We start from the raw sequence: 21,924 nt of genomic DNA on the forward strand, positions 1-21,924 counted from the left end.
CGCGCCATGCGGCCTTCAATGTGTGGCGAGATTACCGTATGTGCTGCGCATTGCAAAATGCGGCGTAAGTCCCCGATAGGGCGGTAAGTCATGAAAATCGCGCCGCATTGATTCGCGCACCGGTGAGGCGAGCGCGTCGGCGAGCGCGGATGCATCGTCGAAGACCACCTTGTTGCGCTGCATGGCATCCACACGCGCGCACGGTAATCCGCTCGTGCAGTCGATGCGCGTGTAGATCTCCATCTCGCGCAGCGCTGGGAGGGTCGACATGAGCGGCGCGTGATGTTGCATGTAATGCGCGAGCCATGTATTGAAGTCCTCGGCAGGCCCTTCGTACGCGACGAGATAGGTGCAGCGCTGAACCCGCGCTTGGGCGGGTGGCCCTGGCGGCAGCAGGGCGCGCACGGCCATGACTTGCTGCATGAAGCGCCCGGCGGTCAAAGGTTCTCGAAGCGCGCGATGGATCGGGCCACCCGGCCCGGCCGCAGCTTCGAGCGCGGCAAGCTCATCGAAATACAGTTGAAGCACGCACGATGGCGCATCGCCGGCCGGCGCAATGCGCGGATCGACGCGTTGAGCTATCGGCTCATGCACGACCAGGCTGCGCAAGCCGTCGGTGCCCTGCAACGGCGCGATATCCGGCAGCGATTGCTGTTGGCTTGCACCGATCAGAAACAGGCAGACTTGCATGGTTACGCCGCCTCGCAGGAAGCAGCGGCGCGCGCGAGCCGATGAAACTTCCGGCCGAAGTACACGAGGCCATCGCCGTCTTCGCGCGAGCCGATGTGCTCGACATGTACGAAAAGCACCGAATGCGAACCGACCTTCTTACTATCGACGATACGGCCTTCGAGACTCGCGATTGCGTCGTTGAGCACGGGGAGTTTCAGTGCGCCTGGCCGCGAGCCGTAGCGCGCAAAACGTTCGTCCATCGAGCATCCATCCATGCCCGCAAACACGCGCGCCAGTTCCTGCGCGTGCGCGCCCAGCACGTTGATGCAAGCCCGGCCGTTACTGAGCAATACATCGTGGACATAACTCGACTGATTGATGCAGACGAGCATCGTCGGTGGCGTATCGGTCACCGCGCATACGGCGCTTGCCGTGATACCGCCGCGTCCGTGCGGGCCGTCGGTGGTGATGACGTTGACGGCCGCGCCGAGCGAGGCCATTGCGTTGCGAAACTGTGTACGCGCTTGATCGTGGGTCATGGCTGATGTCCTTTCAGGTTCGCAGGTTCAGGGATACGGCGTGACGGGCGGAATGCCCACGAAGATCGCGCCCGACGCGTCGTAATTGCCTTCGCCGAGGAACGCGTGTTGCGTGACGACGATCGAATCGCGTACCAGACGCTGCATCCGGTTCTCGCGATAGATCGCGCCAATGCCCGCCATCTTGTAAGCCTGCATCACGATATTTGCGCAGGTGTGAGCTGCATGCGTGGCCGACAGACGCAGCAAGTTCGCTTCTGCAGGCAACACCGGGTCACCAGCGAGCACCGTGCGCCACGATGCTTCCGCGGACTCGAAGAAGAATGCCCGCGCGCTGCGCAGCTGTGCTTCCGCCTGCGCGAGTCCGGAACGATAGTAGGCACGATCGGCCAGACGCGGCGCACCGGTCGTGGTCTTCGTCACGCCGGACATCCGGGCCAGCAGGTCGAGCGCAGCTCGCGCCAGGCCAACATTCACTGCCGCATGCACCTGTGCCTGATAGGCGATGGCGGGATACCGATACAACGGTTCATCGATCAGTGGCGTGCCGCCGCGCACGAAGGTCCATTGTTCCTCGACGTATTTGTCTTTTAGACGCAGATCGTGGCTGCCCGTGCCTTGCATGCCGACCACGTTCCAGTTATCGACAATCTCGACTTCGTTCGCTGGAAAAACAGCAGTAAATGGCTTGCCGGCGTTCTTGTCGTCGGTGCCCGCAGGCGCCCCGCCGATGCCTACGCCGATCCAGTCCGCACCTTTGCAGCCACTCGCGAAGCGCCATTGTCCCGACACGAGAAAGCCGCCGGGCGCGCGTTCGGCCTTCTGCAGCGGATACAAGCCGCCCGCGAAGACCTGATCGGGACCGGTCGCATAGATCTGCGCCTGTGTTTCGACCGGCAGCGAGGCGAGGTACGTGCTCGCCGAGCCGAATGCCGCTACCCAGGCAGCAGAGCCGTCCGCGATCGCAATGCGTTCGAGCATCGCGAGGAAACGCGCAGGCGGCAGCGGGTCGCCGCCGAAACGTTTAGGCGTGCTTGCGCGGAAGATGCCCGCGCGCTTCATCTTGCCGACCATATCTCGCGGCACGTGAGACAGGGCATCGAACTCGTCGCGGCGGCGCTCGATTTCTTCGATGAGCGCATCAAGCGGCAGCGGGCCGGCATACTCGGGATAGGCGTTTTGCGAATCGATGATCGCTTCGCTTTGAAGGGCTTGCATAGGTGATACCTCTCGGTCGATGTGTGTCGATGTCATTCGGGCTGACGACGTGCGTCGGCGCGCATCGCTTTGGGAAACGTCTCGCGTGCGAGCAGCGTGGCGACGACGGTGATGAGCCCCAGTACGCCCAGATAAATGGCGACCGGCACCGCGCTGTGATAGTGGGCGAGCAGCACGGTGGCGATCATTGGCGAAAGGCCGCCACCGAGTACGGAAGAGACCTCCCGCCCGATGCCGAGTCCCGAGAAACGCAGGTGCACTGGCAACATCTCGCTGATGAACGCGGGCTGCGCGCCTTGGAGAATGCCAAGCGTGATGCTGTTGGCGAGGACAAGCGCCGCAACCACCTTCCAGTACTCACCTGAGCCGAGCAGCGCGAAGTATGGCCATCCAACTAGCACGATGGCGATGGCGCCGGCGAGATACACCGGCTTGCGTCCAACCTTGTCGGTCACCCAGCCGAAGAAGAGCGAAACGGGGATCATCAGCAGCATCGAAATGCACAGACCGCTCAGAATCCAGCTCGACTTGATGCCCAGAAACTGCCCGTAGGCGATCGAAAATGCGAAGAAGAGGTAGGACGCCGCGCCCTCGCCGAAGCGCAGACCGAACACGGTGAGCACTTCGCGCGGACACTGGCGCAGCACTTCAACGACAGGCATCCGGCTCTCGTGGCGAGTCGCCTTGGCTTCGGCGAACGCGGCGCTCTCGCCGACGGAGCGGCGCATCCACAAGCCAAGGAGAACGAGTGCGGCGCTGGCAAGGAACGGAAGGCGCCATCCCCACGTGCGAAAGTCGTCAGCCGGAAGATTCTGCACTAGAAGGAACGCACCAGTGGACAAGACGAAGCCGAGCGCCGCGCCACAGGGGCTCCATGCCGAGAGGGCTCCGCGCTTCGATTGCGGCGCGTTCTCGTGAATCAACAAGATACTGCCGCTCCATTCACCGCCGGCCGCGAGTCCCTGAAGAGTGCGCAAAAGAACCAGCATTACTGGTGCGGCAATACCGATCTGCTGGTACGTTGGCAAGACGCCCATCAAAACAGTGGCGGTGCCCATCGTGAGCAGGGTAAGCATCATCACGACCTTGCGGCCGTAACGGTCGCCGATATGCCCGCAAAGCACTCCGCCTATGGGTCGCGCGATGAAGCCAACCGTGAAGCCACCGAATGCGGCGATGGTGCCCGTCAATGGATCAGTGCCAACCGGAAAGAACAGCTTGCCAAACACAAGTGCGGCGGCGGTGCCGTACAGGAAGAAGTCATACCACTCGAGAATTTGACCGAGCACTGCTGTGGTGACGGCACGGCGCACACTACTTGCCGGACGGGCGGATCTGGTTTGCACGAGCGTGCCTAGATCAGTATTCAGAGCTTCAGGGTTCATGGCGGAGGGAAACATGAGGTGATAGTTCCCGCTTCCCTGGAAGCTCAAGAAGCGGCGCGGGTCGTATCGATGCGATGGGCCCACGATATGGGCCCGGACAGGTGCGGTCAAATTCGAGACAAAAATACGCGGTATGAATTGGATGCATATGCCTGTGATGTCGTAGGTACTAACCCGTGCTTGGCTGTACCTATCCATCGCACATATCACCCATCATGGTTTTGACTTTTGGCCGCATGGCGGGCGGACGCGCAGCGCGTGGCGCATCATCGTCATCGTCCCCATGACCCTTCATCGCGTCATCCAACGATTGAACGAAACGATTTGCACGGAATAGTCTCACTCGCCTTGGCAAATCCTCAGGGTCCGTTTGCGGTTGCGGGCACGACGCACACGTAACCCGCAGTGACCTCCTGCGGTATCGCTGACAATGGTTTCAACTAACGTCGAACGCCGACGCTTGTAGAACCTGGCGAGCTGCGCGAGCTTGCCGGCGCACCTCTGCAATTTCCCGGACCGGCTCGTCTTCAAGTCCCAGCAATTCATCCAGGCCGAGTTCAAGCACGGATAGCGCCGCACGCGTCGTCTTCCAGTCCGAGGCGAGCTTTATTCTCGTTCGAGACTGCCGGTGCTCGAGCGTAATGAGGCGGCCGGCGAGCCTCACCCTCTGCTGGCCTTTTCGAATGACCCCGACTTCAGGCGGGCTGTTGCGGTTGCACTCGAAAGCCGCTGCGCACGGTGAGTGAGCGCACGAGGTTAAAACGCCGTGATCATGTTCGGCGGTGGGCCAAGCGACGGCGGAAGGTACGAGAGGAGTCTATGCGCGCTTAGTCGCGATGAAGCGTATCGATGACCAATTCGCGGAACCAGCGGATCCCCTCGTCATTGTCGAAGTTGCGATGCCAATGGACGGTGGATTCGATGTCAGGCATTTCCGCCGGCATTGGATAAATAAGGAACTGGCCGGTTTCATTGAACATTTGGGCGGCTCCCCTGTGAAGCGTCACCATCCAGTTCGTGCGCTGCAGAATCTGCGGGACAACCGTGAAATGCGGCACTCGCAATGCAATTCGACGATGCAAGCCTTGGCTGCGCAAGACTTCGTCGATGGCCAGGTGGCTGCTGTCACTCGTCGTTACGGTGACATGCAAGAACTCCAGAAACTTCTGTCTTGATAACGCCCGAAGGGGTAACCCAGGGCGCTTACGCGTCATGCAGACGAACTGGTCGCGGAACAGCAGCGCGTGGTTCGTGACCGGCATCAGCGACGGAAGATTACCAATGGCGAGATCAATCTGGCCAAGTCGCATCTTTTCCTCGACCTCGCGCACCGGAATCTGCTCGGTCGACAAGCGAACCTGAGGCGCAACTCGCTCCAGTCTTTCGCAGATAGGCGGCAGAAACACATGTTCACCAATATCGGACATCGACAATCGAAACTCGCGCGTCGTCGTCGCGTGATCGAATTGTTCGCTCTCACGCAGTGCTTCGCGAATTGAGGCAATTGCACTGCCAAGAGGCACCGCTAGTCTCTCCGCCGTAGGGGTCGGGAGCATGCCGTCTGGAGTGCGGACAAACAGCGGGTCATCGAACAAGGACCGCAGGCGCCCCAGCGAATAGCTGATCGTCGGCTGCGACAACTCGAGCCTTTGCCCAGCACGCGTGAGACTGCGCTCTTCCAGGATCGCCTGGAAGACCCGCAGCAGGTTGAGATCGACCTGATGAAAATTGACCATGTCTATGCCGGGTAAAAAATTGATTGATTTGACCGATATGCTAGCCAATTCTAGACTCGGATCCAACATAGAAAGAGGTCCCAAGCTCATGGAATTGACAGAAACAGTCGTCGAAAAGCGCGCAGAGAAGCCGAAGCTCCTTTCTTCACGCACGTTGCCGGCTTTGCTGGCAGCACGCGCAGCGCGAAACGGTAATCAACCTCTTTTCTCTGATGGATCGACCGAATGGAGCGGTGCCGATGCCCTTGAGATCGCATCCCGCCGCGCCGGTGCACTCGCCGCTCATGGCGTCAAGCGGGGCGATCACGTCGCGCTGCTTTGCGGAAACCGGATCGAATTCATGGAGATGGTCCTTGGCTGCGGATGGCTTGGAGCTGTAGTCGTGCCGATCAACACGGCCTCGCGCGGCCCGCAACTCGAACACATCCTTCGTAACAGCGGCGCGCGTCTGCTAGTCGCAGAAGCGCAACTTGTGGATGTCGTGCACGCGCTGCCGGCGCGAGATCTTCCTCTCGAGCACATCTGGCTTATCGACGAGCCCGCGGCACATTCGCTTCCACCTCGTTACGAGACATCCGCGTTTCCGCCGCCGGCAGAGTCGATTCCAGCTGCGAAGCTCGAAAACGGAGACGCTTTGGCCGTGCTGTATACGTCGGGCACGTCCGGGTTGTCGAAAGGTGTGATTTGCCCGCACGCCCAGTTCTACTGGTGGGGATACAACACTTCGCATGATCTGGGCGTCGTCGCGGGCGACATCCTGTACACGTGCCTGCCGCTCTTTCATACCAACGCACTCAACAGCTTCTTTCAGGCCTTGCTGAACGACGCACAACTCGTCGTAGGTCGGCGTTTCTCGGCAAGCGGCTTCTTCGACGCGTTGGTGACCACGCGAGCGACCATTACGTTTGTTCTCGGCGCGATGGTGCCCATCCTGCTGGGCCGGCCCGTAGCCGCGAACGAGCGTGGCCATCGGGTACGCGTCGCGCTCGCGCCGGGAGTGCCGGGACATTTCCAGGAAGAATTCACGGCGCGCTGCGGCATTGCACTGATCGACGGTTACGGCTCGACGGAAACCAATGCGGTGATCGGCGGCGTGGCCAGCGCTCGACGCCCCGGATATATGGGCAAACTGGCTCAAGGTTTCGAAGCGCGCGTCGTCGATGAGCACGACGAGCCTGTCCCCGATGGCGAGCCCGGAGAGCTGGTCCTGCGTGCCAACGAGCCGTTTTCCTTTGCCAATGGCTATCTCGGCATGGCCGCGGAAACAGTGAAGGCCTGGCGCAATCTCTGGTTCCACACGGGCGACCGCGTCATACGTGAGGCCGATGGCTATTTCCGCTTCGTCGATCGCCAGAAAGACGCGATCCGCCGCCGGGGCGAAAACATCTCCTCATACGAGGTCGAACAGGTCTTGTTGAGCCATCCTTCGGTCGAGACGGCAGCGGTTTTCGGCGTGAAGTCGACGCTCGCTGAAGACGAAGTGATGGCGGTAATCGGTCTGCGCGATGGCGAGGCGTTAGAGCCGCTTGATCTAGTGCGCTATTGCGAACCGCGGCTCCCTTACTTCGCGGTGCCCCGTTATCTTGACTTTGAACAGGAACTGCCCAAGACGGAAAACGGCAAAATCCAGAAGTTCAAATTGCGCGAGACCGGCGTCACTGTAACCACATGGGACCTCGAAACATCCGGATATCGGCTCAAGCGTCATTAAGGTGACTGCGGACCTGTTGCAGGAACTCTGTGTGAGGCTCCGGAACAGGACGACCTGTGCAACGCATGCCAAACGAGATAGCAACATTGAGTACATCCGACAGATGTGCACGTGGAGACTCTGATGACCAGCACGCGAACGTTTCATTCAGCAATCACGCCGCCTCAAGAGGCAACCCAGCCTCTCGCCGTCCCCGTCGATGAACGATCCCTGAGGCGAATCGTATTCGCGTCCGTCGCGGGCAACGCACTGGAATGGTACGACTTCTTCCTGTACAGCACTGCGGCGGCGCTCGTATTCGGTGACCTGTTCTTTCCGAAAGGAAGCGACCCGCTTGTCGGTACGCTTGCAGCATTCGCGGGTTTCGCCGTCGGTTTTGCCGCACGTCCATTCGGTGGCGCCATCTTTGGCCACATTGGCGATCGCTATGGTCGCAAGAGCGCTCTGGTGTGGACGCTGTCGATGATGGGCGGTGCGACGTTTCTCATTGGCTTCTTGCCGACTTACTCACAAGTCGGACTGTGGGCGCCAGCGTTGCTGATGCTTCTGCGCATCGTGCAAGGCATCGCGGCCGGTGGCGAATGGGGCGGGGCCGTACTGATGATCAGCGAGTCGGCACCGCCGGAAAAACGCGGCTTTTATGCCTCAATGAGCCAGATCGGCGTCGGCGGCGGCTTTGTGCTGTCAGCTAGTGTGTTTTTCCTCGTACAGCTTCTGCCAAAAGACGCGTTCCTGACTTGGGGATGGCGTATTCCTTTCCTGCTTTCGATCGCCATCTTCGGTGTCGGCGTCTACATTCGGTCGAGGCTGCCCGAAAGCGCCGAGTTCGCCAAGTCTGAGGCCGCCGGACGAAAGGCGCGCATGCCGGTTCTCGACGTGATTCGCAAATTCCCCAAGGAAATCCTGATGGCTATGGGGTTGCGTGTTGCGGAGAACGGCACGTCGTACATTGTCATTGCCTTTTCTCTGGTGTACGGGAAATTCATTGGCGTTCCAAATCAAGTCATGCTCGCCGGTGTGATCGTGTCGATGGCCGTCGAACTGATCACGCTGATGCTGTGGGGCCGCTTGTCCGACCGCATCGGTCGCAAGCCCGTGTACATGATCGGTGCCGTGGGCGTCGTCATTATTGCGTTTCCTTTTTTCTGGCTTCTCGATACCAAGATTCCGGCACTCATCTGGCTTGCATTTCTGCTCGGTAATGCTGTCTGCCATGGCGCCATGCTCGGCACGCAACCCGCCCTGATGGGCGAACTGTTCAGCACGGAGGTCCGTTACTCGGGCATGGCGCTTGGACACGAGGTTTCCGCCGTGTTTGCGGGTGGCTTGTCACCGATGCTGGCGACGGCACTGCTCGCTCATTACCACGCAGCTTGGCCGGTGGCCTTGCTCATGGCGACCCTCGGCATGATCACCGTGATCTCACTTGTCTTCACGCACGAGACGGTTGCCCGTCGCGAGCGTTGAACGTCACGCTCAAGGAAATCGAACATGACATTCGACAAATGCGACGAGGCGCTGCTGACAGCCGGTGTGGAAATACCGTATCGGCGACAGCCTACCTCGGAGTCCACAGGCGACCTGCTTGCACAGGCATTTAGCGCCGCCCTGGATGAGTCGGGCTTTTCCGCGAAAGACGTCGACGGACTTGGCGTAGCGTCTTTTACGCTGGCTCCCGACCATGCCATCGATCTCGCCTGGCGGCTCGGGCTCAGTCCGCGCTGGTGCATGGACGACTGTCACGGTGGAGCAAGCGCCATCAATATGCTGCAACACGCGATACGCGCAATTCAGCATGGCGACGCGAACGTCATTGCGCTGGTGTCCGGTGACCGGTTCGAGCCGGCTGACTTCAAACACTTGGTCGATCACTACAACCTGACGACGCGCAACTGGTTGCGGCCGCTGGAGTCGGGCGGGCCGAACGGACTGTTCGCGATGCTCACAGAGCGTCATGCGAAGCATCACAACCTGACCCGCCGCGACTATGGAGCGCTTTGCGTCGCGCAACGCGCCTGGGCGGGACTGAACCCGAGCGCAGTCTATAGAGCGCCGCTGACGATCGACGAGTATCTCGAAGCGCCGATCATCGCTGATCCGTTGGGCCGATTCGATTGCGTACCCGTGGTAAGCGGCGCAAACGCTGTGATCATTGCGCGCGCCGATCTCGTGCGTCGCGCCCGTAACGTCCGTGTGCGCGCGCTGCAATGCCGTTACAACGGCGATCACCAGACAGGGGATGGCACTCAGACTTCATTGGCTTCGGTCGCCGGCGATTTGTGGCGGCAGGCGAGTGTCACGCCGGACGACATCGACATGGTCTCGGTCTACGACGACTACCCCGTGATGGCGATAGCGCAACTGGCCGATCTCGGCTTTGCGCCCGACGGCGACCTGCGCGCGATGATAGCGCGCATCGAGTCGCGCGACCTGCCGGTCAATACATCCGGCGGACAGCTGTCCGCGGGGCAGGCAGGCGCTGCAGGCGGCATGCACGGTCTCGTGGAGGCGCTGACACAGTTGCGCGGGCGTGCGGGGGAACGGCAGGTGCGCAATGCCCGACTGGCGGTCGTGAGTGGCTATGGAATGGTCGAGTATCGCTATGGCATGTGTGCGAATGCCGTGGTGCTCGAAGCGGTCGAGCGAGGTGCGCAATGACGCTAAAGGTATTCCAGTGCGAACAATGCGGTTTGACCGTATTTCCTGCGCGCTATCTCTGCTTCCAATGTGGTGCCGCCAAGTGGCGCGAGCGAGCGGCCGAACGCGGCACTATCGATGAATTGACCACCGTGCGCCGTCGCGTCGGTGCTCGAGACGGCGGGGACGTGCTTCTTGCGAGCGTTACAACGGACGCTGGCCCGATCGTCATCGCGCGAATCGAGCGCGCCATGCGAGCTGGCGACGCCGTCAGGCTTGCGATCGACGAACAGAGCCGCGTTCTTGCACGGCCGATTGCGTGACCGAGGCGGCGATCGGCTGTTGAATGACGCCGGCAGAGCGGTGTAGGCGCCAGGATCCATGCAGCTTTGAACAAGCGCACGGAAAGGCAAATTCAATCAAGCAGGAGAAGGGTGTGACATCTCAATTGGCTTCCACCTCGCGCGACCGGCAACTGTTGCGCCATTACATCAAGGGTGAGTTTGTAGCGAACAGCACGACCTTTCCAAACCTGAGTCCGGTCGATGGTCGCAAGCTTGCCGATGTTTGCGAAGCGGACGCTGCGCTCGTCGATAGCGCCGTACGTGCGGCGCACGCGGCGCAAAAGGCTGGCTGGCGCGACACCACGCCTGCGCAACGGGCCGTATGGCTGCATAAGATCGCAGACGGCATCGAGGCTCGCTTCGAGGAGTTCGTAGCCGCTGAAGTTGCCGATACAGGTCGGCCTGTCGTGCAGGCCCGCACCCTCGACATCGCACGCGGCATAGCGAATTTCCGGACCTTCGCCGATCTTATCCGCACCGCGCATGGCGAATACTTCGAAACCTATGCTGCGGACGGCAGCGAACTGATCAACTATGTGACGCGAAAGCCGCTGGGCGTGATTGGCATCATCTCGCCGTGGAATCTGCCTCTGTTGTTGTTCACGTGGAAGGTGGCGCCGGCGCTGGCCATGGGTAACTGCGTGGTCGCCAAGCCTTCGGAGGAAACGCCAAGCTCTGCAACGTTGCTTGCCGAAGTCATGCACGACGTCGGCTTGCCGGCCGGCGTCTTCAATCTGATTCATGGGCACGGACAGAACGCGGCTGGCGAATTCCTGACGCGTCATCCGGATATCAGCGCAATCACCTTCACAGGCGAGTCGCGCACCGGCAGCACGATCATGAAGGCTGTCGCGGACGGCGTGAAGGAGGTTTCTTTCGAGCTGGGCGGCAAGAACGCAGCCGTCGTGTTCGCGGATGCCGACTTCGATGCCGCGGTCGCTGGCGTCCTTCGATCGACTTTCACGAACGCCGGCCAGGTTTGCCTTTGTAGTGAGCGGGTGTATGTGGAGCGGCCAATCTTCGAGCGCTTTGTCGCGGCGCTCAAGCAACAGGCGGAAACACTGTGCGTCGGCGCGCCAGAAGATCCCGTTACGACAATGGGACCGCTCATTTCGCGCGGCCATCGGGACAAGGTGCTGTCGTATTTCCGTCTTGCCGTCGAAGAGGGCGCGAATGTCGTGACCGGCGGCGATGCACCGAGCTTTGGCGACGCGCGGGATGACGGTGCTTTTGTCATGCCGACCATTTGGACCGGTTTGCCCGACTCGGCGAGATGCGTACGAGAAGAGATTTTCGGACCGGTCTGCCACATCGCGCCGTTCGACAGCGAAGAGGAGGTTGTGAAGCGCGTCAATGACAGCGCTTATGGCCTTGCCGCAAGCATTTGGACGACACAGCTTGCACGCGGACATCGGGTTGCCAAGCAAATCGAGACTGGAATCGTATGGGTCAATGCCTGGTTCGTGCGCGACCTGCGCACGCCCTTCGGCGGCGCCAAACTGTCGGGGCTAGGACGCGAGGGCGGTCGCCATTCGCTCGACTTTTATTCCGAATTGACGAACGTGTGCGTGAGGATCGCATGAATCAGACCACCGAAGGGCGTGTCGTGCCGGGCAAGGCGACGCCGCGCGGGCGCTTCCCGCACATCACGCGCGCTGGTGATTTTCTGTTTGTATCGGGCACGAGTTCACGACGTCCGGACAACACAATCGATGGCGCATCGGCTGACGAATTCGGCACTGCCGCGCTCGATATTCGTCGACAGACGCGCGCCGTCATCGAAAACATGCGGGACATTCTGAAGAGCGAGGGCGCTGACCTTTCGAACCTTGTTGAAATCTCTGCGTTCCTCGTCAATATGAGCGATTTTGGTGGCTACAACGAAGTGTATGCGGAGTATTTCGACGAGACGGGTCCAGCACGAACAACTGTCGCCGTTCACCAGCTGCCGCATCCGCACCTGCTCGTCGAGATGAAGGCCGTCGCATACCTGCCGGTACGCTGAAAAGCGAACCGCACGCTTGACATACCGATTCCTCTAAGTGAGACAAGCATGCTGAGTTACGGAAAGCCGTTCAATTTCGAACGTTGGATCGACGAGCACGCGCATCTATTGAAACCTCCTGTTGGCAACCAGCAGGTCTGGCAAGACAGCGACTTCATCGTCACAGTGGTGGGCGGACCGAACTATCGAACCGACTACCACGATGATCCGCTCGAAGAGTTTTTCTATCAATTGCGTGGCAACGCTTACCTCAATGTGTTGCTCGACGGCAAGCGCGAGCGCGTCGAATTGAAGGAGGGCGATGTGTTCCTGTTGCCCCCGCACGTACGTCATTCGCCGCAGCGACCCGAGCCGGGTAGCGCCTGCCTCGTAATAGAGCGTCAACGTCCGGAAGGCACTGTGGATGGATTCGAGTGGTATTGCGATGCCTGCGGCGAGCGCGTTCATCGCGTCGAGCTGCAACTCCAGAGCATCGTTACCGACTTGCCCCCGCTCTTCGACGCGTTCTACGCATCGGAAGAAAAGCGTCGCTGTCCACGCTGCGGTGTCGTTCATCCGGGCAAGCAAGGCCGAACCGATTAACCGAACCCGCTTAAAGCGAATCACCATGACAGTTCGAATTGACATGCATTCTCACTTCTTTCCGCGAATTTCGCAGAACGAAGCAAGGGTACTCGATCCGGAGCACGCGCCGTGGCTCAGGGTAGAGGCGGACGGCGAGACCGGGATGATCATGACAGGCGAGCGTGATTTCCGACCCGTCTATCGCGCTTTGTGGGACCCCGCCACGCGGATCGCGGAGATGGACAGGTGCGGCGTAGACATCCAGCTTATGTGCGCGACACCTGTGATGTTCGGCTACCGGTACGGCGCAATGGCGGCACATGAATGGGCCATGCGGATGAACGATCGCGCGCTGGAATTCTGCTCGCACGCGCCGCAGCGCCTGATGCCGTTGGCGCAAGTGCCGCTGCAAGACGTCGAACTGGCATGCCGGGAGGCCACGCGTGCACACCGTGCCGGTCATCGGGGCGTGCAGATCGGCAATCACCTCGGCGCGCGCGATCTCGACGACGATCACCTCGTGACGTTTCTCACGCATTGCGCTAACGACGATATACCGGTGCTCGTGCATCCCTGGGACATGATGACGGACGGTCGCATGAAGAAGTGGATGTTGCCCTGGCTCGTCGCCATGCCGGCTGAAACACAGTTGAGCATAGTGTCGCTGATTCTTTCGGGGGCGTTCGAACGCATCCCGAAGACACTCAAACTGTGCTTCGCCCACGGCGGCGGCAGCTTTGCGTTCTTATTGGGGCGCGTCCAGAACGCGTGGGAGCAACGAGACATCGTTCGAGAGAATTGCCCGAATCCGCCAGCTTCATACGTGGATCGCTTTCACGTCGATAGTGCGGTCTTCAGCGATGGTGCATTGCGGCTACTCGTGGAGACGATGGGCGAAGACGGTGTGTTGCTCGGCTCCGATTATCCGTTTCCACTCGGCGAGAAGGTGGTCGGCGACCTGGTAGCGAATCACCCGCAATTGAGCGACGCAGCAAAGACGAAAATTCTTGGCGTCAATTCCCAACGTTTTTTCAACCTGGCGCCTCAGTCGGGTTCAGGAGGTCGTAATGCAAATTGAAGGCTGCGTGGCATTCGTGACGGGCGCCGACCGCGGGCTCGGTGCGGGTCTGCTCAAAGCGTTGCTGGAGCGGGGCGCGCTCAAGGTCTATGCCGGCGTCAAGAAAATAAAAGGCGTCGCTGACGGTGATCCCCGCGTCGTGCCGGTTGAAGTGGACATCACGAACATCGAACAGGTGGCGAGCGCGGCGTCGAACGCCAAAGACATCACGCTACTGATCAACAACGCAGGACTGAACCGCACGCAGCCGGTACTCGAAACCAATGACGCGGAAGCGGCGCGGGCCGAGATGGAGGTGAATTACTTCGGCACATTAAACATGATGCGTGCATTCTCACCGGCGCTCAAATCGAACGGCGGCGCCATCATTAACATTCTTTCGATACTCGCGCGCGTTGCCCTGCCGTCCATGGCCTCGCTAAGTGCATCGAAGGCAGCGGCTCTTCGAATGACGGAAGGCGCACGAGCGGAACTCGCGCCGCATCACATTCGGGTCATTTCTGTTCTTCCCGGACCCATCGACACGGAAATGAGCCGGAACGTCCCGCCTCCAAAGATTCCAGTGGAAGAAGCAGTCGACGCGGTGCTGGCAGCATTGGAGGGCGGAGCGGACGAGGTCTACATGGGCGCGATGGCAGAAGAGATCGCTCGTGGACTCGCCGTGGATCGTCAGGGGCTGCACGCGCGCCTTTTGATGCTTTGAGCCAACCCGGAACCCGCAATAACGGTGCATTGAGTAAAGGACGAAGATGATGAACGGTGAATACATTGACATTGACGTGGGCAACGGGCAAGCCTTTTCCGCGTACCTCGCGCGGCCCCGGCAAGGGTCCGGGCCGGGCTTGATCCTGTTGCAGGAAATCTTCGGCATCAATGCCTACATGATGGACATGGCCGATCGATTCGCCGAGGAAGGTTATGTGGTGCTGGTGCCCGACCTGTTCTGGCGCATGAAGCGCGGCGTCAATCTGGGCTACACCGGCGAGGACTTTGCCACAGCGCTGCGATACAACGACGAGTTCGATGTTGATCTGGCAATAACCGACATTGCGTCGACGATCAGGACCCTCCGGTCGCTCGAGCAACACGTCGGAAAGGTCGGCGCGGTAGGCTATTGCCTGGGCGGCAAACTGGCGATGCTGGCCGCCGCTCGTACGGAACTCGACTGCGCCGTGAGCTACTATGGTGTGGGGCTCGATGCCTATCTGGAAGATGTGCCGTCGATCCGCTGCCCGATGGTTTTTCATTTTGCTGGTAATGACGCGTTATGCCCCGAGGCAACACGCGAGACGATCCAGTCAGCACTTTCCGCACGACCTGCGGTCGAGCAATACGTGTATCCAGGCTGTGACCACGCTTTCGCGACCCCGCAACGTGAGCACTTCGACAAGCCGGCCGCGATGATGGCTTATTCACGCACTATCGCGTTGTTGCGTAAAGTGATCGGACCGATCTATGACCTCAACGCGCTCTGGGAACTGCACTGTTACCACGAGTTTGATTCGCGCGACGTCGATTCGATCTTGCCGACTATGGTTTCGGCGCCCTATGTCAATCACGTGCCGACCATGACGGGCGGGGTAGGCTACAACGATCTCAAACGGTTCTACAAGTATCACTTCGTTCACGCCAATCCGGCGGACACTCGTTTTATTCCGGTCTCGCGCACCATCGGTGCGGACCGTATTGTCGACGAATTCGTTTTCTGTGCCACGCACGACCGCGAGATCGACTGGATGCTACCAGGGCTGACGCCGACTGGAAAGTACATCGAGATTCCCATGCTCGCCGTGATCTGTTTCCGTGGCGATAAGTTGTTCAACGAGCATATCTACTGGGATCAGGCTTCGGTGCTGGTACAGATTGGCGTTCTCGATCCCACGGGGCTGCCGATCGCCGGAATCCAGACTGCGAAGAAGATGATGGATGAGACCTTGCCGAGCAACGAGCTGATGAAGAACTGGGAGTCGAGCGCAGGCAAGCCAATCTGAAGGGGCGTTCAGCGGACGGTACGTGATCGGCACTGACGTAACCGTCTCGTCCTTTTCCAACAGCGAGAAGTCTTGCTCCAGTGCGGAGCACCAACCCAAAAAGGCATCGTCATGAGGATTAAGTTAGTTATGCTTGTGGTGTCACTTTGTGCATCCGCGACCGCGTCGGCTCAGAGCTCGGTAACCTTGTACGGGATTATCTCGAACGGGCTTGGTTACGTGAGCAACCAGGCGGGGCATAGCAACTTGACGATGATCAGCGGCGCCAACCAGAACAATCGCCTTGGGTTCAAGCTGGCGGAGGATCTGGGTGGTGGGTTAGCCGCTGTTGGAACGCTGGAGAACGGCTTCGACAGCAATAGTGGCAAGCTCGGTCAAGGCGGGCGAATGTTTGGCCGGCAGGCATTCGTCGGCTTGTCGAGTTCCACCTACGGGACGCTCACAATCGGTCGACAGTACGACATGCTGTGGGACTACCTGGACCGTATCGAACCACAGTCCATGGGACCTGGCCTAGGTGTGAGCGTCGGCAGCAACGACAACATCGAAGGTAACTTCCGTTACAGCAACTCCGTGAAATATGCGAGCCCTGTATGGGGTGGATTCGGGTTCGAATCGTTGTATGCGTTCAGCAACAAAGCAGGGAGTTTCCAGCAGAACCGCGCGTTCAGCGCCGGGATCAACTACGCCCTTACCAATCAACGTTACTCGCTCGTTTATCTGGACATCGATCATCCCGGAACCGCGAATCCGAGCGGTGCGGTAACGGACGACTATGCAGGTGCTCCCTTTGTGCTATTCCATACCAGCCCCCTCAGTTCGTCGGTGGGCGTCCGAAATCAGCGCGTGGTCGCAGGCGGGGCGGAGTATGGCTTCGAAAAACTCAGCTTGGGAGGCATCGTCTCCGACGTCCGGTACAACTACCTCGATAACACAAGTTTGCATCTCGACAATCTGAGTCTGGTCGGTGTGTACAAGATTACGCCGGCTTTCTTCATATCGGCTGCATATCTTTATACCCACGGCACTTACGGAGGCGTCTCTTCGAACCCGCATTGGAACCAGGGGCAGGTGAGTTTCGAGTACTTCCTTTCGAAGAGAACGGATGTATTCGCGTACGCCAACTATATCCGTGCGTCCGGTTCAAACGCACCGGCCGTCCTGTTCCTGTCCTCTCCATCGAGCACGGAACAACAGACGGCCGTAGTGGCAGGTATTCGTCACAAGTTCTGAGAAGGATCAGAAAGCATGGGGGATGCCACATCGGCGAGAAAGGCCGCAGTGCGTGGATACGCGCCATGTTAGTCCGCACAGGCCTTGCCGGCTGAACGCGGCAAGTCGTTCCACCTACGACTTCCATGGCTGTGGGCTAGCAATGGGCAGATGTGGAATTGGGAGAAACAATGCTTTGGACAACGGTATGAGCAGCATTCTGGAAAGGATTGTCGATCTCAAAACTCGAGAGGTCCGGCTGGCGGCGGAGCGCATGCCGCTAGCCGAACTCGAGAGGATCGCGACGACGCAAGATGCGAGAGATTTTGCCGGTGCGTTGCGTGCGAGAAATAACGATGGTCTGCCTGGGGTGATCGCGGAGGTGAAAAGGGCCAGCCCCTCGCAGGGCATCTTGCGGCCGAATTTCGACCCGGACAGCATTGCACGCTCATACGAGCGGGCGGGCGCGGCATGCCTCTCGGTGCTCACGGACCACGCTTTTTTCGGTGGAAGCGCATCAGATCTTCGTGCCGCGCGATCGGCCACACGCCTTCCAGTGCTTAGGAAGGACTTCATCGTGGACGCGTACCAGGTTTGGGAGGCGCGTGCAATGGGTGCCGACTGCATCCTGCTCATCGGAGCCATCCTCGATGTCCCGACAATGCGAGAGCTCGAAGCCGTTGCGGCCAACCTTGCAATGGCGGTGATCGTGGAGGTCCACAACGCTGTGGAGTTAGAAAAGGCGCTTGTGCTCAAGACACCTCTCATCGGTGTGAACAACCGAAATCTTGCAACGTTCGAGACTTCCGTTGCCACAACCCTTGCAGTTCGGCACTTGATTCCCGAGGGCAGAACCGTCATTTCGGAGTCTGCTATTCGATCTCGGGACGATGTGGAGATGCTTCGTTCGATTGGGGTCGACAACTTTCTCGTCGGCGAAGCACTGCTTCGAGCTGAGGATCCCGGCGCGGCGCTTGAGCGCATGTTCGCCTAGGACGTGCACCCCATCACTGCGACGACATTAGTTGTCGACTTTGGAGAGATTCGAAGACTTATGGACATTCAACAGGCTGCGGCCGCGCTGCGCGATGCAGCAACGAGAGCAACGTACATTGCGCCATTGCGTGATACGTGTGAGCAACTGAGCATCGAGGATGCTTACGCAATTCAGCGCATCAACACTGATCATCATCTCACAAGCGGTCGACGCCTGGTGGGGTGCAAGATTGGCTTGACGTCGCTCACTGTACAAAACCAGCTCGGCGTCGACCAGCCCGACTTTGGTATGTTGTTCGACCACATGGGCTATGGCGACGGCGAACCGATTCCGGCTGAAATCCTTCACCAACCGAGGATCGAGGCGGAGATCGCCTTCGTCATCGGTCGCGATCTGGCAATGTTGAATCCGGCCCACCATGACGTTCTAAATGCGATCGAATATGCGTTGCCGGCGCTCGAAATCGTTGGTAGCCGCATAGCCGACTGGAATATCAGCATCACCGATACCATCGCCGACAACGCATCGTCATGCGCGTATGTACTGGGCAGCGCTCCGCGCAGACTATCGGATTTTGATTTGCGTCTGTGCGGCATGTCGATGGAACGGCGCGGCAGCCTCGTTTCGGTAGGCGCTGGAGCCGCATGTCTGGGCAATCCGCTCAATGCTGTTGTTTGGCTTGCCCGAACGATGATTGCACTTGGCACACCGCTAAAGGCGGGCGATCTCGTTCTATCAGGCGCGTTGGGGCCGATGGTCGCCGTCGCCCCGGGCGACGTCTTCGAAGCACGCATAAACGGCCTCGGTTCTGTGCGCGCACTTTTCGATCATGACCTGAGCAAGGTACATCAATGAGCAATGCTATTGAATATGCGATGCTGCTGGACGACGCGGCAGTGAACGCGACAGAAGTGCCGCAGTTCGACCCGGAAGGGCGTCTTTCGCTCGATACGGCGTACGCCATTCAGGCCGCGTCGATCCAACGGCGCATCGAACGCGGCCAGCGACGCGTAGGTGTGAAGATGGGCTTCACAAGCCGTGCCAAGATGGCGCAGATGGGTCTGTCGGACGTGATCTGGGGGCGTTTGACGGCTGACATGCAGATCGAGGAGGGCACGGCAATCGATTTCTCGCGCTTCGTGCATCCGCGCGTCGAGCCGGAAATCGCCTTCATCCTGAAGCGGTCGCTTGAAGGCGACGTGACCGGCCCGCAAGCGTTGGCAGCAGTCGAAGCGATCGCTCCCGCGCTGGAGATCATCGACTCGCGCTACAGAGACTTCAAGTTCTCGCTGCCCGAAGTGATCGCGGATAACGCGTCATCTAGCGGCTTCGTAATCGGTGCCTGGTGTGATCCGCATATCGACTTTTCGAACCTAGGGCTGACCCTGAACATCGATGGCCGCGTCGTACAAGTCGGATCAACTGCGGCATTGCTGGGTCATCCACTGCGCTCATTGGTAGCCGCGGCGCGTGTTTCTGCTCAAGCGGGCGAGCCGCTACAGGCTGGATGGATCGTGATGGCCGGCGGTGCAACTCCGGCGGAGTGGATCAGACCCGGACAGCATGTATCGGTCGACATGGAACATCTGGGCAGCGCGAGTTTCGAAATTAAAAAGTAACGCGATAGCCCGTTACATTTGGAGTCACACATGAACGACAAGGTGAAAGTCGCCATCATTGGGCCCGGCAATATCGGAACGGACCTCATGATAAAGGTAATGCGTAACAGCAAACACTTGAAGATGGGTGCCATGGTCGGCGTCGATCCGAAGTCTGAGGGCCTGGCTCGTGCCGCACGAATGGACGTAGCGACGACCGCTGAGGGCATCGACGGTCTCTTGAAACTGGATGTGTTCGATGAGATCGACATCGTATTCGATGCGACGTCCGCGGGTGCCCACAGACACCACAATGAAGTATTGCAGGCTCACGGCGTTCAGGTAATCGACCTGACTCCTGCCGCGATCGGCCCGTACGTGATTCCCGCGATCAATCTTGAAGACGAGAACGCGACGAACATGAACATGGTCACGTGCGGCGGTCAGGCCACCATTCCGATCGTCGCTGCGGTCTCGCGTGTTGCGAAGACTCACTATGCGGAGATCGTAGCATCAATTTCCAGCCGCTCCGCAGGGCCGGGCACGCGCGCAAATATCGACGAATTCACCGAAACGACGCGCGCTGCAATCGAAGCGTTGGGGGGGGCGGCGCGCGGCAAAGCGATCATCGTGCTGAATCCGGCGGAGCCGCCGTTGGTGATGCGCGACACCGTTTTCGTGTTGTCGGAACACGCGGATCGGGCGGCCATTGAGGCAAGCGTCACTGAGATGGTGCAGAAGGTACAGATGTACGTTCCGGGATACCGCCTTAAGCAGCCGGTGCAGTTCGACGAGATCTCGCCGGACATGCCGCTCAACGTGCCGGGGCTTGGATTGAAGCATGGCCTCAAGACATCGGTGTTTCTCGAGGTCGAAGGCGCTGCGCACTATTTGCCTTCGTATGCAGGCAATCTCGACATCATGACGTCGGCGGCACTCGCCTGCGGTGACATGATGGCACAGCGGCGGATCGCGGTCGGCATCGCGCGCGGCTACAAGGAGACGACGCAATGAGTTTGGTGGACAAAACACTCTACATTTCCGACGTTACGCTGCGCGATGGCAGCCATGCAATCCGTCACCAATACAGCATCGCCCACGTGAAAGCGATCGCTGCGGCGCTCGATGATGCTGGGGTCGACAGCATCGAGGTCGCCCACGGTGACGGTATCGAAGGAGCAAGTTTCAACTATGGATTCGGCGCCCACAGCGACGTCGAGTGGATCGCCGCCGCAGCGGAATGCGTGAAGACTGCAAAAATTGCCACGCTGCTGATCCCAGGCATCGGCACCACCCACGATCTACGCCATGCCTACGATGCAGGTGCACGGGTCGTACGCGTCGCGACGCATTGCACGGAAGCCGACGTATCGCGCCAGCACCTCGAATTTGCTCGGGAGCTTGGGATGGATGCGGTCGGCTTCCTCATGATGAGCCATATGACAACGCCGGTGAAACTCGCGGAACAGGCGAAGCTGATGGAAAGTTTCGGCGCGACTTGCGTGTACGTCGTCGATTCTGGCGGTGCGCTCGGCATGAACGATGTGCGAGATCGGTTTCGCGCATTCAAGGATGCCCTGAGCGCAGATACGCAGACTGGAATGCATGCCCATCACAATCTGAGCCTCGGCGTGGCCAATTCGCTCGTTGCCGTGGAAGAGGGTTGCGATCGCATCGATGCCAGCCTGGCAGGCATGGGTGCCGGCGCGGGTAACGCGCCGCTTGAAGTTTTCATTGCGGCAGCGCAGCGACAAGGCTGGAATCATCGATGCGACTTGTACCGGCTCATGGACGCTGCCGACGATCTCGTCCGTCCGCTGCAGGATCGGCCAGTACGTGTCGACCGTGAAACGCTCGCTCTCGGCTATGCCGGCGTTTATTCCAGCTTCTTGCGTCATGCTGAACTCGCGGCCGACAAATACGGCCTGAAGACCGTTGATATTCTGGTCGAACTGGGCAGACGGAAAATGGTGGGCGGTCAAGAAGACATGATTGTCGACGTCGCATTGGATCTGCTTGGAAACCGGTCGCAGCAAACAGTGCGTCAGGGGCTGTCTATGAACGAAGCGGGCTAACCGTCGTGGCGGCGTTGTTGCCGCCAATGATTGTCATCACGTCGTCACAGCGCGGCTTGCGCTATTAACCCCTTTTCGTTGCGTCATCATGCACAGTCTACTGGCTTGCCGTCAGCATCAGCCGCTCGTATATGAATTGCAAATCGGCGCTGCGAAAGTCAC

Annotated in this window: 21 protein-coding genes; 16 read left to right on the top strand and 5 right to left on the bottom strand. The window is 59.6% G+C overall.

The features are described from left to right. Positions 1 to 15: 15 nt before the first annotated feature. From AWB76_RS27565 to AWB76_RS27590, 5 genes are all read right to left on the bottom strand, one after another. Positions 16 to 690, bottom strand: a complete 675-nt coding sequence (locus tag AWB76_RS27565) for an EthD family reductase (protein WP_061163298.1) — start codon at positions 688 to 690, stop codon at positions 16 to 18. 2 nt (positions 691 to 692) lie between these two features. After that, a complete protein-coding gene (locus AWB76_RS27570; RefSeq protein WP_061163299.1) occupies positions 693 to 1,211 on the bottom strand; it encodes a flavin reductase in 519 nt (172 codons plus the stop codon). 27 nt (positions 1,212 to 1,238) lie between these two features. Then, positions 1,239 to 2,429 (bottom strand): acyl-CoA dehydrogenase family protein, encoded by a 1,191-nt coding sequence (locus tag AWB76_RS27575; protein ID WP_061163300.1) that lies wholly within the window; start codon positions 2,427 to 2,429, stop codon positions 1,239 to 1,241. 32 nt (positions 2,430 to 2,461) lie between these two features. Continuing rightward, complete coding sequence (locus AWB76_RS27580; RefSeq protein WP_061163301.1) at positions 2,462 to 3,814, bottom strand: MFS transporter; 1,353 nt, start codon at positions 3,812 to 3,814, stop codon at positions 2,462 to 2,464. A gap of 827 nt (positions 3,815 to 4,641) precedes the next feature. Then, positions 4,642 to 5,550, bottom strand: coding sequence for a LysR family transcriptional regulator (locus tag AWB76_RS27590; protein WP_061163350.1), 909 nt, complete (start codon positions 5,548 to 5,550; stop codon positions 4,642 to 4,644). Between the two features lie 88 nt (positions 5,551 to 5,638). On the opposite strand from AWB76_RS27590, the gene AWB76_RS27595 reads away from it, so the two are divergent. The 16 genes from AWB76_RS27595 (at position 5,639) to dmpG (ending at position 21,762) form a co-directional block, all read left to right on the top strand. Next, complete coding sequence (locus AWB76_RS27595) at positions 5,639 to 7,261, top strand: ATP-dependent acyl-CoA ligase (protein ID WP_061163303.1); 1,623 nt, start codon at positions 5,639 to 5,641, stop codon at positions 7,259 to 7,261. Between the two features lie 123 nt (positions 7,262 to 7,384). Beyond that, positions 7,385 to 8,728: an MFS transporter gene (locus AWB76_RS27600; protein WP_061163304.1), complete on the top strand. Its 1,344-nt coding sequence runs from the start codon at positions 7,385 to 7,387 to the stop codon at positions 8,726 to 8,728. A 24-nt stretch (positions 8,729 to 8,752) separates the two neighbouring features. Then, the gene (locus tag AWB76_RS27605; RefSeq protein WP_061163305.1) at positions 8,753 to 9,919 is read left to right on the top strand and encodes a thiolase family protein; all 1,167 of its coding nucleotides are present in this window, start codon (positions 8,753 to 8,755) and stop codon (positions 9,917 to 9,919) included. Continuing rightward, positions 9,916 to 10,221: a zinc ribbon domain-containing protein gene (locus tag AWB76_RS39470; RefSeq protein ID WP_074171426.1), complete on the top strand. Its 306-nt coding sequence runs from the start codon at positions 9,916 to 9,918 to the stop codon at positions 10,219 to 10,221. The genes AWB76_RS27605 and AWB76_RS39470 overlap by 4 nt, the downstream gene beginning before the upstream one ends. A 113-nt stretch (positions 10,222 to 10,334) precedes the next feature. Continuing rightward, a complete protein-coding gene (locus AWB76_RS27615) occupies positions 10,335 to 11,825 on the top strand; it encodes a 2-hydroxymuconic semialdehyde dehydrogenase (protein WP_061163307.1) in 1,491 nt (496 codons plus the stop codon). Then, positions 11,822 to 12,247, top strand: coding sequence for a RidA family protein (locus AWB76_RS27620; RefSeq protein WP_061163308.1), 426 nt, complete (start codon positions 11,822 to 11,824; stop codon positions 12,245 to 12,247). The genes AWB76_RS27615 and AWB76_RS27620 overlap by 4 nt, the downstream gene beginning before the upstream one ends. 48 nt (positions 12,248 to 12,295) lie before the next feature. After that, the gene (locus AWB76_RS39475) at positions 12,296 to 12,829 is read left to right on the top strand and encodes a 3-hydroxyanthranilate 3,4-dioxygenase (protein ID WP_074171427.1); all 534 of its coding nucleotides are present in this window, start codon (positions 12,296 to 12,298) and stop codon (positions 12,827 to 12,829) included. Positions 12,830 to 12,854: 25 nt separating this feature from the next. After that, positions 12,855 to 13,889, top strand: a complete 1,035-nt coding sequence (locus tag AWB76_RS27630; RefSeq protein ID WP_061163310.1) for an amidohydrolase family protein — start codon at positions 12,855 to 12,857, stop codon at positions 13,887 to 13,889. Beyond that, positions 13,879 to 14,592, top strand: a complete 714-nt coding sequence (locus tag AWB76_RS27635; protein WP_061163311.1) for an SDR family NAD(P)-dependent oxidoreductase — start codon at positions 13,879 to 13,881, stop codon at positions 14,590 to 14,592. Before AWB76_RS27630 ends, AWB76_RS27635 begins: the two co-directional genes overlap by 11 nt. Before the next feature lie 49 nt (positions 14,593 to 14,641). Next, positions 14,642 to 15,880: a dienelactone hydrolase family protein gene (locus AWB76_RS27640; protein WP_061163351.1), complete on the top strand. Its 1,239-nt coding sequence runs from the start codon at positions 14,642 to 14,644 to the stop codon at positions 15,878 to 15,880. 129 nt (positions 15,881 to 16,009) lie between these two features. After that, positions 16,010 to 17,113 carry a porin gene (locus AWB76_RS27645; protein ID WP_061163352.1) on the top strand — a complete coding sequence of 368 codons (1,104 nt, stop codon included), beginning with the start codon at positions 16,010 to 16,012 and terminating at the stop codon, positions 17,111 to 17,113. Between the two features lie 187 nt (positions 17,114 to 17,300). Beyond that, positions 17,301 to 18,086, top strand: a complete 786-nt coding sequence (trpC, locus tag AWB76_RS27650; RefSeq protein ID WP_061163312.1) for an indole-3-glycerol phosphate synthase TrpC — start codon at positions 17,301 to 17,303, stop codon at positions 18,084 to 18,086. Positions 18,087 to 18,146: 60 nt separating this feature from the next. Further along, complete coding sequence (gene mhpD / locus AWB76_RS27655; RefSeq protein ID WP_061163313.1) at positions 18,147 to 18,944, top strand: 2-keto-4-pentenoate hydratase; 798 nt, start codon at positions 18,147 to 18,149, stop codon at positions 18,942 to 18,944. Beyond that, positions 18,941 to 19,708, top strand: a complete 768-nt coding sequence (locus AWB76_RS27660; RefSeq protein ID WP_061163314.1) for a 2-keto-4-pentenoate hydratase — start codon at positions 18,941 to 18,943, stop codon at positions 19,706 to 19,708. Before mhpD ends, AWB76_RS27660 begins: the two co-directional genes overlap by 4 nt. A 30-nt stretch (positions 19,709 to 19,738) precedes the next feature. After that, on the top strand, positions 19,739 to 20,701 hold the full coding sequence (locus tag AWB76_RS27665) for an acetaldehyde dehydrogenase (acetylating) (protein ID WP_061163315.1): 963 nt from the start codon (positions 19,739 to 19,741) through the stop codon (positions 20,699 to 20,701). After that, on the top strand, positions 20,698 to 21,762 hold the full coding sequence (gene dmpG / locus AWB76_RS27670) for a 4-hydroxy-2-oxovalerate aldolase (protein WP_061163316.1): 1,065 nt from the start codon (positions 20,698 to 20,700) through the stop codon (positions 21,760 to 21,762). Before AWB76_RS27665 ends, dmpG begins: the two co-directional genes overlap by 4 nt. The last annotated feature ends 162 nt before the right edge of the window (positions 21,763 to 21,924 follow it).

The organism is Caballeronia temeraria (genome assembly GCF_001544795.2).
In the GTDB taxonomy this organism is placed as follows: Bacteria; Pseudomonadota; Gammaproteobacteria; order Burkholderiales; family Burkholderiaceae; genus Caballeronia; species Caballeronia temeraria.